This is a genomic window from Vibrio fortis (assembly GCF_024347475.1).
Lineage (GTDB): Bacteria > Pseudomonadota > Gammaproteobacteria > Enterobacterales > Vibrionaceae > Vibrio > Vibrio fortis.
This window is the reverse complement of record NZ_AP025488.1, coordinates 295,318-309,432: the sequence shown is the minus strand read 5'-3', so window position 1 is coordinate 309,432 and position 14,115 is coordinate 295,318. Positions and strand designations below refer to the sequence as shown.

The window sequence follows — 14,115 nt, the reverse complement described above, 5'->3', positions numbered from 1 at the left end:
TTGCCACTACGCTAGCAAAACCCTCTTTCTCGCGATAATTGTTTTTTCCTAACACCCATTCAATTTTTGAAGATTACTGATAGCGCAGGGCGCAGCACGCACGTGGTAACAGGCGCGATTGCGCTTCCTATCTCAAAATCTTATACCTTGCGAAATAATTGAAATATCGCCTTTGTCAGCACCTCTTTATAGTGAATACATCAGCGAGCAGTAACTACCTTTGAAGGGATTCACCTGCCGAAATGTATTAAGAGGGAACACAAATGCAGAACAACGTCGTAGTACAAAATATTCAGCGTGCAGACAAAGAGATTATTGAAGGCCTGCGTCAATGTGGTGTGGCGACCATTCATGAAGCTCAGGGCCGTAAGGGCTTATTGGCTCACTACATGCGCCCAATTTTCCAAGGCGACGCGGTTGCAGGTTCTGCATTGACCATCTCAGGTGCAGCGGGTGATAACTGGATGATGCACGTAGCGATCGAGCAAGCAAAAGCGGGTGACTTCTTGGTATTCGCACCGACTTCCCCTTCTAATCACGGCTTCTTTGGCGACTTGCTAGCGACATCGGCGCAAGCGCGCGGTGTGGTCGGCCTTATCATCGAAGGTGGCGTACGTGACACTCGTGACCTGCGCGAAATGAATTTCCCAGTATGGTCTAAAGCGATCTTCAGTGAAGGCACCATCAAGGAGACTCTGGGTTCGGTGAACGTGCCAATGAATTGTGCCGGCGCTTTGGTTTACCCAGGTGATGTGATGGTTGCGGATGAAGACGGCGTTGTAGTTGTACGTCGCGAGGAAGCGGAAGAGGTTTTGCATGAATCATTAGCGCGCATGGAACGTGAAGAAGCAAAGCGTGTTCGATTAGCGAACGGCGAGTTGGGTCTGGACATCTATCAAATGCGTGGCCGCCTAGAAGAGAAAGGGCTGAAATATGTCTAGTCATCCCTTCAGTGCACCATGCATGTGGATGCGCTCTGGTACATCGAAGGGAGCCTATTTCCTGCGCAAGGATTTACCAGAGAACGAGCAAGCATGTGAGCAGTTTTTGTTGTCGATGATGGGTACCCCGGACCCAAGACAGATCGACGGTATTGGCGGCGCAGACCCACTCACTTCGAAGGTGGCGATAGTGGAATCGTCAAAACGTGAAGGCGTCGACGTTGACTACCTATTTCAACAGGTATTTGTTGACCAAAAGCTTATTAGTGGCAAGCAAAACTGTGGCAATATTTTAGCGGGTGTTGCACCGTTTGCGATTGAACGTGGACTAGTAGAAGCACAAGAGGGTCAAACCTCGGTTCGCATCTTCATGGAGAACACACAGCAGGTAGCAACGGTTACCGTGCAAACCCCAAACAAGCAAGTGACCTATGCTGGTGACTGCCATATTGATGGAGTCCCAAATACCGCGGCTCCGCTAGCGGTCTGCTTTGAAGATACAGCCGGCTCTACCTGCGGTGCTTTATTGCCAACGGGGAGCGAAGTCGACGTGATTGATGGCGTGAGCGTGACTTTGATTGATAACGGTATGCCTGTCGTGGTGCTACGAGCGCAAGATTTTGGCCTCACAGGCGACGAATCTCGCGAGCAATTGGATGACAACTCCGAACTTAAGCAACGCCTGGAGTCGATACGCCTGCAAGCTGGGCCAATGATGAATCTCGGCGATGTTCGTGAATTAAGTGTGCCGAAAATGACACTGGTGAGCGCGCCTCAATATGGTGGTGGTATTTCAACGCGAACTTTTATCCCCCATCGCTGCCATGCGTCGATTGGCGTGCTAGGTGCGGTGAGTGTCGCGAGTGCCTGCATCTTGAATGACGCCCCAGCCAAGCAACTTGCTGAAGTCGAAATAGAAAAACAAATACATATCGATGTTGAACACCCAATCGGAAAGATGAGCGTGGTGCTAGACGTTGAACAAAATCAAGTGAAGTCCGCCGCGATCCTTCGCACAGCAAGAAAGCTGTTCGATGGCACCGTATTTGGGCTGTAAGCCTGCTGAAAATAACAAGGAAGAAACATGGACGCTGATTACCTACCGTTCCACCCAAATCCAAGCAAGCCGAAGTTTGTGGTGCCAGAAGGCGCAGTGGATAGCCACTGTCACGTTTTTGGTCCTGCGGCTAAATTCCCTTACTCTCCGGCGCGTAAGTACACCCCGTGCGACGCGTCAAAAGAGCAGCTTTTTGCCCTGCGTGATCACTTAGGCTTTAGCCGTAATGTGATTGTTCAGGCTTCTTGCCACAGTACAGATAACCGCGCGCTTGTTGATGCGCTAGAGACCGCTGGTGAGTTAGCTCGTGGCATTGCATTCGTTGACGAAACTGTCACGGAAGAAGAGCTGCAAGCGATGGACAAAGCTGGTGTTCGTGGCGTTCGCTTTAACTTTGTGAAGCGCTTAGTTGATACAGTACCAACTGAAAAGCTCAAAGCGATCGCTGAGAAGATCCGCCCACTAGGTTGGCATGTTGTGGTCTATTTTGAAGCGCAAGACATTGATGATGTGACGCCGTTTTTAGAAGAGCTCAACATGACGGTGGTGATTGACCACATGGGTCGTCCTGATGTGACAAAAGGTGTTGATAGCCAAGAGTTCGGCAAGTTTATTTCGTTGATGGAGCGTAACCCAGATATTTGGTGCAAAGTGAGCTGCCCAGAGCGTTTGACTCAAACGCCACCGGATTACTCCGATGTGGTGCCGTTTGCTAAGACCTTGGTTGATCTGTTTCCAAACCGCGTACTTTGGGGCACCGACTGGCCACATCCAAACATGAAGTCACACACTCCTGATGATGGCCACTTAGTGGATGTGATTCCACAAATTGCGACTACAGTAGAGCAGCAGCAAGCACTACTTGTCACTAACCCAATGAAACTTTACTGGCCGGAGAGCGTGTAACATGACTTACCTAAATAATAAGCCGATCCCCGGCACAACCATGTTTGATGGCGCGATGGCGCGTAAAGGCTATGGCTTGAACAAGATGTGTCATTCACTTAACGAGCAAGCGGGACGCGATGCGTTTTCAGCCGATGAAATGGCCTACTGTGACAAATATGGACTGACGGAAGCTCAAAAGACGGCAATTAAAGAGCGTGATGTTTTAGGGTTGATCGCAGAAGGTGGCAGTATCTATTACCTTGCTAAATTCGTCGGTATGTTGGGGCTCAACATGCAAGATATTGGTGCGATGCAAACGGGTATGACAGTTGAAGAATTTAAACAGATGCTAGTAGAGGCAGGGAAATAGTTATGGCAAAGATCGTTGGCGGAATTACCACTTCCCACATTCCTTCAATTGGTAAAGCAATTGAGAACAATCTACAACAAACTGAATACTGGAAGCCTCTGTTTGATGCGTATCCACCGATTCACCACTGGCTAGATGAAGTACAACCTGATGTTGCGGTCGTTTTTTATAATGATCACGGCTTAGAGTTCTTCCTAGATAAGAAACCGACTTTCGCGATTGGTGCAGCGCCAAGTTACAAGAATGCCGATGAAGGCTGGGGTATTCCAACTATTCCAGAAATCAACGGTGATCCAGAGCTGTCATGGCACATCTGTAACGAACTGGTTGAGAACGAGTTCGATATTACCATCTGCCAAGAGATGAAAGTTGATCACGGTCTAACTGTTCCAATGCAACTGATGTGGCCAAACTTCAGCTACGGTCATATGAAGGTGATTCCGGTATGTATCAACGTAGAACAGCACCCAATGCCATCACCTAAACGTTGTTACGACTTAGGTAAAGCGATTGGTAAAGCCGTTGAAAGCTACGATAAAGACTTAAAAGTTGTGGTGCTTGGAACTGGTGGTCTTTCTCATCAGTTGGACGGTGAGCGTGCCGGCTTTATCAACAAAGAGTTCGACCTTTACTGCATGAAGAAGTTGATCGACAACCCAGAAGAGCTGACTAAGCTTTCGATCTACGACCTAGTAGAGCAGGGTGGCGCGCAAGGTGCGGAATTCATTATGTGGCTTGGTATGCGTGGTGCATTGACGGGCGAGCTTAATGTGCTGAAAAGCAGCTATCACGCACCCGTGTCGAATACCGGCGCTGGCACCATGTTGATAGAAAACCGCTGATTACATTAACCGTCAAATGTTTAAAAAGCCCCGGAGTGTCATGCTCTGGGGCTTTTTATTTGTCTGGATAATGTGGTTATAAAACTGGGTTTCTTTTGGGTTTTTCCGCTATACAAAACTCAGAAAGATACTAAAAGTATCAAAAATTGTTTAAATTAAATTTGATGTGATACTTATAGAGGAGTTGTACGATGTGACTGACGATAGACTGATTCCGAACTCACAAAAGGAATCGAACAATGAAACTACCAACACTATCTCTACTCGCACTAGGTCTTTTAGTCGCAGGTTCAACTCAAGCATTTGAGCTGGTTAGTCAAGACATTCAGGAAGGCCACCCAATGGCTAAGAAATTTGAATATCAGGGGTGGGGCTGTGATGGCGACAATGTATCGCCACAATTGATGTGGAAGGATGTACCGGAAGGCACCAAGAGCTTTGCTGTAACGGCTTACGATCCAGATGCACCAACAGGCAGTGGTTTTTGGCATTGGGTTGCGTTTGATATTCCAAACAAAACAACCGAGCTAGCGCAAGGTGTTGATATCGGTAAGCTCGGTGGCAAGGAGGCTCGTATCGATTATGGCACTACAGGGTTTGGCGGTGCTTGTCCTCCCCAAGGCCATGGTATGCACCGCTATCAATTTACAGTGTGGGCACTACCAAAGGCGACCTTAGGCCTTGATGAGAATACTCCACCAGCCGTGGTTGGTTTTACACTCAATAGCATTGCTATTGATAAGGCAACATTAACGGCAACGTATACACGTTAGTCGATCATTTAGGAGGCTTAATGAACGCTCAGTATCAAGTGACTCTTTTTCGAGCGGAACAACTTCAGAAGCTCAGAAATGTGCGGGTTCACTCTCCGAGTATCATTCAAATCATGGCTGGAAGTAAGCGGCTGTTTTGGAAAGAATCGGTTCAAGATCTCTCGAGTACCGAGCTGTTGTTGTGTGAAGCCTCCGCCTCATTGAGCTTTGAGAACCTGCCACAAAAAGGGCGATTTCTTTCTCGGGTATTCACTTTTCACTGCTCTCCGACAGAGACGATGCTGGAACTGAGTAGCAATAGAGCTTGTGAAAAGAGTGAGCCATTTTTCAATCTGACAAGGCACTGCAAAGTACTCTGAATGCGCTGTTTTCGCTTGAATCCCAAACGATAAGTGGTGAGACGCAGCGTTTTTGGGTGCTTGGTTTATATCAGCAGTTGGCAGAAAAAGGCGTTCTACATCAACTCTTTCCAAGCATAAATACCAGCTTTCGTCAGCAGCTGAGTCGCCACTTGTCTCGCTCACCCAGTGACAAGCATGCTCTGGACGATGTTGCTGCGCAATTTGCCATGAGTCGTGCGACCATGATTCGTAAATTAAAGCGAGAAGGTACCCAATTTCGAGAGGTGCTCACGGAAGTTCGCTTAGCTCATGCCTTGTATCTGATACAGAGTGGCTACAGCAATGTTGCTCAGTTAGCCTTGGCGTGTGGTTATCTGTCTGAAGGGCGATTTAGCCAGCGTTTTAAAGAGAAATTCGGACTGACGCCGACTGATTACCTTAAAACAGTATCGGCTTAGCTCGGATGTTTGCTGCGCCCTGAGAAGGGTAGATGATTAACGATAACAAAAAGCCCCGCAGTGTAGCGGGGCTTAGGTTATTTATCTGTTTGCTTGTTGGCCGGTGTGGTTGTTTAGAGGCTTTACAGCGAATCAACACACTGCGGGAAGATCGCTTGGAAACCTTCAGCGTGTTGACAGCTTCTGCCGCCCGCTTGGCCACCTGAGTTACGTCTAAAGTGGTTGCCACGGTTTTCTGCTAGGTTTTCGTAGAAGGTCCACAGGTGCTCTTGACCTTGCATGCACTCAATAGCGGCTTTCTTGCTTTCCCACACTTCAGAGATGTCTAGGAAGGTATTTGGTTTCCATTCCATCTGCTCGCTTTGGTGCGGTTCGAATAGGTAAACCTGAGGTGCGCCTAGTACTTTCTCACCTGGGTTATGACCCCAAGCTTGTGCGATCATGCGGCACTGCAGAGTGATCTCAGTTGCGTACATGTGGTCTGTATTGTACGGGTCCCATTTAGAGTGCGTCATGATGAATTCTGGTTGAATCTCACGGATCAGGTCAACGATCTGGTACTTACCTTCTTTGTCGATTTCAAGTGGGTAATCACCGAAGTCAAAGAAACGAATGTCACTTACGCCAAGAGCTGCCGCTGCTGCTGTTGCCTCTTCATGACGAATACGCTTAACGTCTTCAAGTGTCATGCCTTCTTGTTTCCATAGCTTTGCAGACTCGCCACGCTCACCGTATGAAAGACATGCAATGGTCACTTCGTAGCCCAGCTTCTGGTGAAGGGCGATGGCACCGCCACAACGCCATACAAAATCTGCTGAATGGGCACTGATTACTAAAGCTGTTTTCTTTGTTGTCATGTTATTAATCCTTTATTTACTCTTGAGCTCGTCTGATGAGCGTGTCTTTTATGTTCTTTATTTGGTTAAAATTGTTCGGTATCGATTTCGGCTTGAGTAGGCGCGTTGTAGCGACCGCCAACAAATGCCTTTTGCGGTACAGTGCGCTCAACCAGTTCTAGCAGGGCGTTCGAAACCGTGTAGTGCTGTGCGTTTAAGTTATCTTCTAGATGCTTAAAGTTAGTGGTGCCTGGTAGTGCAATCGAGTGAGATGCTTTAGCCAGCGTCCATGCCAAGGCAAATTGAGCCAGAGTTGGCGCAGGTAGTGATACGTTCTCTTCAGCAAAAATTGGCAGCAGAGAAGCGAACCTATTTACAGCCGACAAGTTAGATTCAAAGTTCTCTGCATTGAATCTCGGCATCGCATTGCGAATATCACCATCGACAAATTGATTGCTTTGCAGCTCGCCACTCAGGATGCCGCGCCCCACAGGGCTGAAAGACACAAAGGTACTTCCTAGCTCTTGGCATTTATTAATCACTGCGATCTCTGCGTTGCGTGACCACAATGAATACTCCGATTGAACCGCTGCTATCGGGTGGATCTGGTGTGCCTTTTCCAGCGTGGTTGCCGATACCTCAGATAGGCCGAGGTGTTTGATTTTGCCTTCATCAACCAACCTAGACAGCTCGCCAACGCTCTCTTCAATCGGCACATTTTTGTCCCAGCGGTGCAGGTAGTAGAGGTCAATCACATCGGTATTGAGACGCTGCAGTGACTCTTCACATGTCTTGCGTATTGTCTCTGGGCGACCATCAATCGCGCGTTTACCATCGGGGCCTTTAAACATGCCGCACTTGCTGGCAAGGAAGAATTCATTACGGCGATGACCTACTGCTTTAGCGAGTAGTTTCTCGTTGTTACCAAAACCATAAAGAGCTGCGGTATCCAGCATGTTGTAGCCAAGATCAAGCGCCTTATTAAGTAGCTTGATGCTGTGCTCTTCACTTGGAGGTGTTCCGTATGCGTGAGAAACGTTCATACATCCAAGGGCGACTGGCGCGAGTGAGTGCTCACCTAGTGTAATCATCGCCGGGCTCCTTACTCTTGCTCTAGCAGTTGTTCTAATGCGTGCAGTGTCTCCATGGCTGGCAGGCAGCTTGCGACACTTGAGTTTGGCTCACGGCCTGTACGAATCGCATCGAAGAATTCACGGTCGATTAGCTCGATGCCGTTGTTTGAAACCGCGACACCTTCCAATGAAATAGGGTTCTCTTTGCCATCGAATAGATCGTCGTAGCGAGCGATGTAGGTGCCTTCGTCACAGATGTAGCGGAAGAAGGTGCCAAATGGACCGTCGTTATTGAAAGATAGTGATAGCGTACATAGCGCACCAGATGGCGTTTTCATGCCAATGCTCATGTCCATAGCGATGTTGAGCTCTGGGTGAATCGGGCCTTGCAGTGCTTGAATCTTTGATGCCTTCTCACCGGTTTGGTATTGGAAAAGGTCAACAGTGTGACAAGCGTGATGCCATAGTAGGTGATCAGTCCAAGTGCGTGGTTCACCTTTGGCATTGGTGTTGGTGCGACGGAAGAAGTAGGTTTGAACATCCATTTGTTGAATGTTTAGCTCGCCAGATGCGATCTTGTTGTGGATCCACTGATGGCTTGGGTTAAAGCGGCGAGTGTGACCAGCCATAGCAACAACACCCGTTTTCTTTTGAGTCTCAACCACTTTGTAGCTGTCTTCAATGTTGTCTGCCATTGGGATTTCGACCAGAACATGCTTGCCAGCTTCCATACATGCGATAGCTTGCTCAGCATGCATTTGAGTTGGTGTGGCTAGAATCACAGCATCGATGTTGTCAGACTTGAGTGCTTCTTCAAGTGAAGAGAAGCCTTGAGCCGTTTGATTGTAATCTGTGATCAGTTGATCAAGCTTGTCCGCTTCAGGGGCAACCATCGCAGTAACGGTAACGTCGTCGATATTACGCAGTGCCTCTAAATGTTTTTGGCCGAATGCACCCGTAGCGCCTACTACACACACTTTCATAATCATTCCTTTTGTATTCAAGCGATTAAACTATTGGATATTTTGTAATTTAGTTGCGGTCGATTCATTATCTGCGACCTGCAGTTTTTCTATGATCTGGTCAGACAGTTGAGCGAGAGACTGCTCTGACGTTTCGATGTTGAGTTCACCGAGCGACTGATGCCAGTTCATTGCTCCTTCGACCATCGAGTGACTCATGCCTAGCTCGTTTAAGGTCGCTGCGACCTCTTTTAATTCTGCGTGGCGTCTTTCACCATGGTTGAGCATCCGCTCCATGTGGTAACGGCTTAAGTGGCTCAACTCTAACTCTGGGTAGGTTTTGCTTAGTGATTTGAGGACATGATGCTCAACGCCAGATTTACGCGCGGCCAACATACACTCGGTCGTCAGTGCTTCTAAACCCTTGACCATTATTGAGCGCAACATCTTGATGCTAGAAGCATCCCCCACATTTTCTGAGATAACCTCTGTGTCGAAACCAAGTTGCGTTAAGTACTCCGCGACTTTTTTCGCTTTCTGGCCGGACAGGTAGAGCGGAATATTGGGCTGTGATGTCAACACTGGTGCCATAATGGCAATGTCGATGTAGTCTGCGCCTTGTGCTTCAACGGTCTGTGCTAATCGTTGTTTGGTTTGCGGTGAACAAGAGTTAAAGTCGAGCACAATTTGTTTCTTAGTCAGAGAATCTACTATCTGATGCAGTGCGCTTTCAGCTTGATCTGCAGTGACTAGAGAAAAAATAAGTTGTGCCCCTTGTACTGCTTCGTCAGGGCGAAATGTCCCTTGCACACCTTTATCAATATATTCGAGAAGTTTCCGTTCTCTGGTGAATATATTGTTCGTCTTTATATCAAAGGCGTTTATTATTTCTGGTGCTCTATTCTTCCAAGAAGAAATAAATGTTGTAGCTGCTTCGCCAAAACCAATAAATGCGATCCTACTGACTTTCACTATAACCACCTTTTTCTTCATTAATTATCTTTGGCTATGGTCAAACACTAACATTTGGTATTGGGTGCGGATAATCAAATTAAGTCAAAGGGTATTCAATTTTGAAAATAATAGGGTTATTACAAAGACATTTTTACCCCGTTTGTTCGCAATAATTGCAAGAAGTGAGTTTGTACAGAAGTGGCAAACCAGTTTTTTCGAACTGTTAAACCAATGGGTCTGGATTGCTCTTCACCTTCAAAAGGGAGAGCGACTAAATGACCCTCGTCGAGATCACGCCTGATTTGATGTTGAGAAAGAAGGGTTAATCGATCACTACCTAGTAATAGCTCTTTGACTAGCATTTGCGAGCTGGCTTCAATTAAGCGATTGGGTATCTCAAGCGATGCCTTGGTAAACATATCTTCGAACATTTTACGTGCGGGTGTTGCACTGGAGGAGACAACCCAACTCGACTCTTGAAGCTCTTTGATACTGACTTTCTCTTTAGTCGCTAAAGGGTGGTCAGCTCGCGACAAAATGGTGTTTTTCGATTCAAATAACGTCTCTTGACGGATATCGGTGCTGGGTACAGGAAAGCGTAGCGCACCTATTAAAATATCAATTTCGCCATATTTGAGGTGGTTAAGCAGGTCTTTATAAGGGCCATCAATCACGTGTATTTGGCAGTCTGGGTAGGCCTTAGAAAACTCATTAATGGTACTTGGAAGTAAGCAGGTTCTTGCCAGAGGCAAACAGCCAACAGTGATCACTGAACTGTGTCGATTACTGAGCAGGTTAACCTCATCAAGTCCTTGTTTTATCTCAACAAAAGCAAGCTTGCTCGCTTTGTCTAGTATGGCTCCAGCCTTAGAGAGTGCAATACCTGTACTGGTCTTTTCAAAAAGGGTAAAGCCCAGAATTTCTTCGAGATCTTTAGAGGCGCGATAGACCGATGACTGAGACACTTCGAGTAGTCGACTGGCTTCAGTAAAACTCTGTCCATTTGCAACAGCAACCAGGGCTTTTAACTGTGTGGTTGTGATATTGAACAGGTAACGTTGAACGCTATTTTTGCGTTGTTTAGTGGCAATTTTAAGCGCATTCGAGATGCCCTGACTGATGCTTTCTAGAGCGCGATCAATTCGCAAAGCAAAGGCTTCACCTTGTTTGGTTGGTGTCATGCCATCGCTAGTGCGTTCGAAGAGTTCGCTGTTCATGCTTTTCTCGAGCTTGGAAATGGCTTGTGTGATTGCGGGTTGAGAGAGAAAAACTGTGTCAGAGGCTTTACTGATACTTCCTGTATGAACGACTTCAGAAATGGCCCTAAGGTGACGTAAATTGGGAATATTAAACACACCGCTTCCTTACTATTGATTGTATTTACAGCATGGAATATGAAATAAATCACACTTTTTAAACTTAGAGTTATAACTCTAAGTATGATGTAGCTCGAAATACTCGACGCCCTTATCTATGGACATATTAGTAACGGAATTCAAACACTCAATGAAGTAGCGAATGATATATTGTTTCTAAAGTGTGACTTCATTCTCCAAATTTAACGAATTTGTAAAATATCAAATTTAATCAATTATTGATGGAAATTATGCTTGTTCTTTGGTTTTAAGTTTTTGATTTTTTATGTTTATTTTTATTTATGAACAACTCTTTTATAACGCAGGTTATCTAATTTTTGAATAATGCTTTCAGTAAGTGAATTTTGTTTTGTTAATTCCCAGTGTTAGTTTTATCGGCAATGAAACAGGAGGTTCCATCGAATGAAAACTATAAAAACACTATCACTGGCTGTATCACTGGCATTTGCTGCAAACACATCAGCTGCGGATATCGACATTACGATTGGTCACGTTGACTCTCAGGATTGGACGATTTCTAAGAAGGGTGCAGCGACTCAGGTATTTAAAAATATCGTAGAGGCGGAGTCTGGCGGTCGTATTGCAGTCAACATCTACCCATCGGGTCAACTTGGTGGCGAAACTGAACTGCTTCAGTCTGCGCAAGAGGGAATGCTGACCATGACAATGGTGTCTGGTGCTTATTCTAAGCTATGTAAAGAAGCCAATGTTCTAGAGATTCCGTACTTATTCCCTTCAGCACCTGTTGCTTGGGAAGTGTTAGATGGTGAGTTTGGCCAGCAGCTCAATGAGCAGTGTTTAAAACAGACTGGCTTGCGCAACCTAGCGTACGGTGAAACAGGTTTTCGTCATTTCACAAACTCGAAGCGTGAAATCAAATCTCCTGACGACCTAAAAGGTCTAAAAATTCGTGTAATGACAACCCCGCTTTATGTTGAGTTGCTGAAATCTTTAGGCGCTGAGCCAACGCCTATTGCCTTCCCTGAAGTACCTGCAGCTCTAACAACCGGTGTTATTGATGGCCAAGAAAACCCAGTGAGCGTTATCAGCGCAAATAAGTTCTACGAGCTACAAGAGTACATCACGCTGGATGGTCATGTTTATGGCACCGATTTCTTATTAATGAATGATGACTTTTACCAAGGGTTATCGGATGCAGACCGCGCGATCATCGACCGTGCAGCGCAAGTTGCAGGTACGGTTGGCCGAGCTGTTCAGCAGGTTAACTCTGCAGAAGGTCTAGAAACGCTAGGTAAGAAGGGCATGAAGATCACGTCATTGACAGCAGAGCAGCAGAAGCAATTCCGCGACAAAACTCAGCCAGCGGTAATCAAATGGCTTGAAGGCACCGTAGATTCGAAATGGATCGATGGCGCACTCCAAGCGGTTGAGACTGCAACGAAGTAACTCTGATGTTCGCAGCATTGATGGTCTCAATGCTGCGCTTTCCCAAGGAGATAGGGAATTATGATGGAACAATATAAAAAACTATTGGCATTCTGCGCAGGTTCGTCTCTGTTTGTACTGTTTGCAGTCATGCTGGTCACTACTATCTCACGCTATTTCTTCAATACCTCAGTTCTATGGGGTGAAGAGCTGTGTAAGTACTCAATGATCTACGGTGTGATGTTTGGTACGTCTCTCTGTTACTTAGAAGGATTGCACATTAAATTTGCAGTTCTAGATTCAGTCAAGTCGGCGATTTTCCAAAAGGTATTGGCGATTGTGGTTGATATCGCAGTGCTAGTATCGGCGGGCATCATGACTTACTCCGGCTACCTATTTGTCATGAAACGCGGTGGTATCGAATCACCGGGTATTGGCTTGAGCATGTACTACTTCCAGTCTGCGCTAGTGGTTGGTGGTATCTGTCTGTTTGTTGCCGCTCTATTGCGTTTAGCACAACACGTCACGCTATCTCGACGCGCCAATGCGCCAGTCTCTTCTCTCACTCAAGGCGATGTATAAGGATCTACTATGCCATCAATAGCTTTAATGGGCGGTATGCTCGTATTTGGTGTTCCGCTAGTGTTTGCCATTATTTTGGCTATGTCGTTCTACGTAACGAGCACTCCAATCTCAATCAGCCTTGTTGCACAACGAATTTTTAGCGGATTAGACTCATACTCTATTCTGGCTGTTCCACTGTTTGTTCTCGCTGGTGAGCTGATGAACAAGAGTGGTATTACGAATCGTATTATCGATTTTGCTAACGCCTTGGTGGGACACTTCCGCGGTGGTTTAGCACAAGTAAATATCTGGTCTTCGGTGATGTTTGCCGGAATCTCAGGTTCAGCGGTCGCAGACACTTCGGCACTGGGCCGAGTGTTTATTCCTCAAATGGAAAAAGAGGGCTACAGCAAAGAGTTCTCATCAGCACTGACCGCTGCCTCTTCGGTGATTGGTCCTATGATCCCACCGAGTATTCCGGTGATCATCTATGCGCTTATTGCCAGTGGTGTCTCGGTTCCAGCTCTGTTCTTAGCGGGTATTGTTCCGGGTGTCTTGTCGGCAATCGCCCTGTCAGTGTTTGTTTTCTTTTATGCGACTAAACATAAGATTGTGAACAACGGTGTTCGAACCAGTCGTCGCAAGGCTTTGGTTAAAGCCTTTGTACCGCTAACGATGCCAATCTTTATCCTTGGCTCAATTCTAATGGGTATTGTAACGCCGACTGAAGCGGCTGCTTTTGCTGCATTCTATGCGCTGTCGGTCGGCATGTTCATGTACAAATCAATCAAACTCAGCGACTTACCTGAAGTGTTTATGCGCTCAATGCGCGACTCTTCTATCGTATTGATTCTGATTGCTGTTGTCTCTGTTGCAAACTGGCTGCTGACGTTCTCGCGTGTACCTCAATACATTAGCCAACAGGTGCTTAGCACTATCTCAGATCCGATTATGTTCCTAATCATGGTGAACCTAATCCTACTGGCGGTGGGCCTGTTCCTTGAGGGTATTGCAGCCATGCTGATTCTGATCCCAATCTTCCATCCGATTGCGATGAGCTTTGGTATCGACCCTGTTCACTTTGGCATTGTGGTTATCTTCAACCTAATGATTGGTTTGATTACACCACCAATGGGCATCTGTCTGTTTGTCTCCAATACCATCTCCAAGGTCGGGATTGCTGCGATATCTAAGCAAGTTATTCCTCTATTCCTACTGGAAGTCGTGGTGCTGTTCTTTATCACTTTCGTACCACAGAGCGTGCTCTTCCTACCGAAGTTATTCGGCTACTAGA

At 46.5% G+C, this 14,115-nt stretch carries 14 protein-coding genes and 1 pseudogene; 10 read left to right on the top strand and 5 right to left on the bottom strand.

Annotation, left to right across the window (positions count from 1 at the left end):
- Positions 1–263 precede the first annotated feature (263 nt).
- The 7 genes and pseudogenes from OCV50_RS16000 to OCV50_RS15970 all read left to right on the top strand — a co-directional run bounded on the left by OCV50_RS16000 (position 264) and on the right by OCV50_RS15970 (position 5,670).
- Positions 264–941 (top strand): 4-carboxy-4-hydroxy-2-oxoadipate aldolase/oxaloacetate decarboxylase, encoded by a 678-nt coding sequence (locus OCV50_RS16000; RefSeq protein WP_261904874.1) that lies wholly within the window; start codon positions 264–266, stop codon positions 939–941.
- Positions 934–1,998 (top strand): 4-oxalomesaconate tautomerase, encoded by a 1,065-nt coding sequence (locus OCV50_RS15995; protein ID WP_261904873.1) that lies wholly within the window; start codon positions 934–936, stop codon positions 1,996–1,998. The genes OCV50_RS16000 and OCV50_RS15995 overlap by 8 nt, the downstream gene beginning before the upstream one ends.
- A gap of 27 nt (positions 1,999–2,025) precedes the next feature.
- Entirely contained in the window at positions 2,026–2,904 is an 879-nt protein-coding gene (locus tag OCV50_RS15990; protein ID WP_261904872.1) for an amidohydrolase family protein, read from the top strand.
- A gap of 1 nt (position 2,905) precedes the next feature.
- A complete protein-coding gene (locus tag OCV50_RS15985; protein ID WP_105058664.1) occupies positions 2,906–3,256 on the top strand; it encodes a protocatechuate 4,5-dioxygenase subunit alpha in 351 nt (116 codons plus the stop codon).
- A gap of 2 nt (positions 3,257–3,258) precedes the next feature.
- Complete coding sequence (locus tag OCV50_RS15980) at positions 3,259–4,098, top strand: class III extradiol dioxygenase family protein (RefSeq protein WP_032553675.1); 840 nt, start codon at positions 3,259–3,261, stop codon at positions 4,096–4,098.
- A gap of 239 nt (positions 4,099–4,337) precedes the next feature.
- Positions 4,338–4,871, top strand: a complete 534-nt coding sequence (locus tag OCV50_RS15975; protein ID WP_261904871.1) for a YbhB/YbcL family Raf kinase inhibitor-like protein — start codon at positions 4,338–4,340, stop codon at positions 4,869–4,871.
- A 20-nt stretch (positions 4,872–4,891) separates the two neighbouring features.
- Positions 4,892–5,670: pseudogene (locus tag OCV50_RS15970) on the top strand (helix-turn-helix transcriptional regulator).
- Between the two features lie 122 nt (positions 5,671–5,792).
- Here OCV50_RS15970 and OCV50_RS15965 read toward each other — a convergent pair.
- The 5 genes from OCV50_RS15965 to OCV50_RS15945 all read right to left on the bottom strand — a co-directional run bounded on the left by OCV50_RS15965 (position 5,793) and on the right by OCV50_RS15945 (position 10,850).
- Positions 5,793–6,527 (bottom strand): PIG-L deacetylase family protein, encoded by a 735-nt coding sequence (locus tag OCV50_RS15965; RefSeq protein WP_032553670.1) that lies wholly within the window; start codon positions 6,525–6,527, stop codon positions 5,793–5,795.
- A 65-nt stretch (positions 6,528–6,592) separates the two neighbouring features.
- A complete protein-coding gene (locus tag OCV50_RS15960; protein ID WP_261904870.1) occupies positions 6,593–7,597 on the bottom strand; it encodes an aldo/keto reductase in 1,005 nt (334 codons plus the stop codon).
- A gap of 11 nt (positions 7,598–7,608) precedes the next feature.
- A complete protein-coding gene (locus OCV50_RS15955) occupies positions 7,609–8,562 on the bottom strand; it encodes a Gfo/Idh/MocA family oxidoreductase (RefSeq protein WP_261904869.1) in 954 nt (317 codons plus the stop codon).
- A gap of 30 nt (positions 8,563–8,592) precedes the next feature.
- Positions 8,593–9,534, bottom strand: a complete 942-nt coding sequence (locus tag OCV50_RS15950; RefSeq protein WP_261904868.1) for a DUF1932 domain-containing protein — start codon at positions 9,532–9,534, stop codon at positions 8,593–8,595.
- 98 nt (positions 9,535–9,632) lie between these two features.
- Entirely contained in the window at positions 9,633–10,850 is a 1,218-nt protein-coding gene (locus tag OCV50_RS15945; protein ID WP_261904867.1) for a LysR family transcriptional regulator, read from the bottom strand.
- A 423-nt stretch (positions 10,851–11,273) separates the two neighbouring features.
- Between OCV50_RS15945 and OCV50_RS15940 the strand changes: the two genes are divergently transcribed.
- The 3 genes from OCV50_RS15940 to OCV50_RS15930 are packed head-to-tail and all read left to right on the top strand — an operon-like array spanning position 11,274 to position 14,114.
- Positions 11,274–12,278 carry a TRAP transporter substrate-binding protein gene (locus OCV50_RS15940; protein WP_261904866.1) on the top strand — a complete coding sequence of 335 codons (1,005 nt, stop codon included), beginning with the start codon at positions 11,274–11,276 and terminating at the stop codon, positions 12,276–12,278.
- A gap of 60 nt (positions 12,279–12,338) precedes the next feature.
- On the top strand, positions 12,339–12,839 hold the full coding sequence (locus OCV50_RS15935) for a TRAP transporter small permease (protein ID WP_261904865.1): 501 nt from the start codon (positions 12,339–12,341) through the stop codon (positions 12,837–12,839).
- A gap of 9 nt (positions 12,840–12,848) precedes the next feature.
- Positions 12,849–14,114, top strand: coding sequence for a TRAP transporter large permease (locus OCV50_RS15930; RefSeq protein WP_261904864.1), 1,266 nt, complete (start codon positions 12,849–12,851; stop codon positions 14,112–14,114).
- Position 14,115: the final 1 nt, after the last annotated feature.

Excerpts from the sequence above, each read along its gene's own strand:
- OCV50_RS16000 (WP_261904874.1), top strand. The coding sequence starts at position 264 with ATGCAGAACAACGTCGTAGTACAAAATATTCAGCGTGCAGACAAAGAG.
- OCV50_RS15995 (WP_261904873.1), top strand. The coding sequence starts at position 934 with ATGTCTAGTCATCCCTTCAGTGCACCATGCATGTGGATGCGCTCTGGT.
- OCV50_RS15990 (WP_261904872.1), top strand. The coding sequence starts at position 2,026 with ATGGACGCTGATTACCTACCGTTCCACCCAAATCCAAGCAAGCCGAAG.
- OCV50_RS15985 (WP_105058664.1), top strand. The coding sequence starts at position 2,906 with ATGACTTACCTAAATAATAAGCCGATCCCCGGCACAACCATGTTTGAT.
- OCV50_RS15980 (WP_032553675.1), top strand. The coding sequence starts at position 3,259 with ATGGCAAAGATCGTTGGCGGAATTACCACTTCCCACATTCCTTCAATT.
- OCV50_RS15975 (WP_261904871.1), top strand. The coding sequence starts at position 4,338 with ATGAAACTACCAACACTATCTCTACTCGCACTAGGTCTTTTAGTCGCA.
- OCV50_RS15965 (WP_032553670.1), bottom strand. The coding sequence starts at position 6,527 with ATGACAACAAAGAAAACAGCTTTAGTAATCAGTGCCCATTCAGCAGAT.
- OCV50_RS15960 (WP_261904870.1), bottom strand. The coding sequence starts at position 7,597 with ATGATTACACTAGGTGAGCACTCACTCGCGCCAGTCGCCCTTGGATGT.
- OCV50_RS15955 (WP_261904869.1), bottom strand. The coding sequence starts at position 8,562 with ATGAAAGTGTGTGTAGTAGGCGCTACGGGTGCATTCGGCCAAAAACAT.
- OCV50_RS15950 (WP_261904868.1), bottom strand. The coding sequence starts at position 9,534 with ATGAAGAAAAAGGTGGTTATAGTGAAAGTCAGTAGGATCGCATTTATT.
- OCV50_RS15940 (WP_261904866.1), top strand. The coding sequence starts at position 11,274 with ATGAAAACTATAAAAACACTATCACTGGCTGTATCACTGGCATTTGCT.
- OCV50_RS15935 (WP_261904865.1), top strand. The coding sequence starts at position 12,339 with ATGATGGAACAATATAAAAAACTATTGGCATTCTGCGCAGGTTCGTCT.
- OCV50_RS15930 (WP_261904864.1), top strand. The coding sequence starts at position 12,849 with ATGCCATCAATAGCTTTAATGGGCGGTATGCTCGTATTTGGTGTTCCG.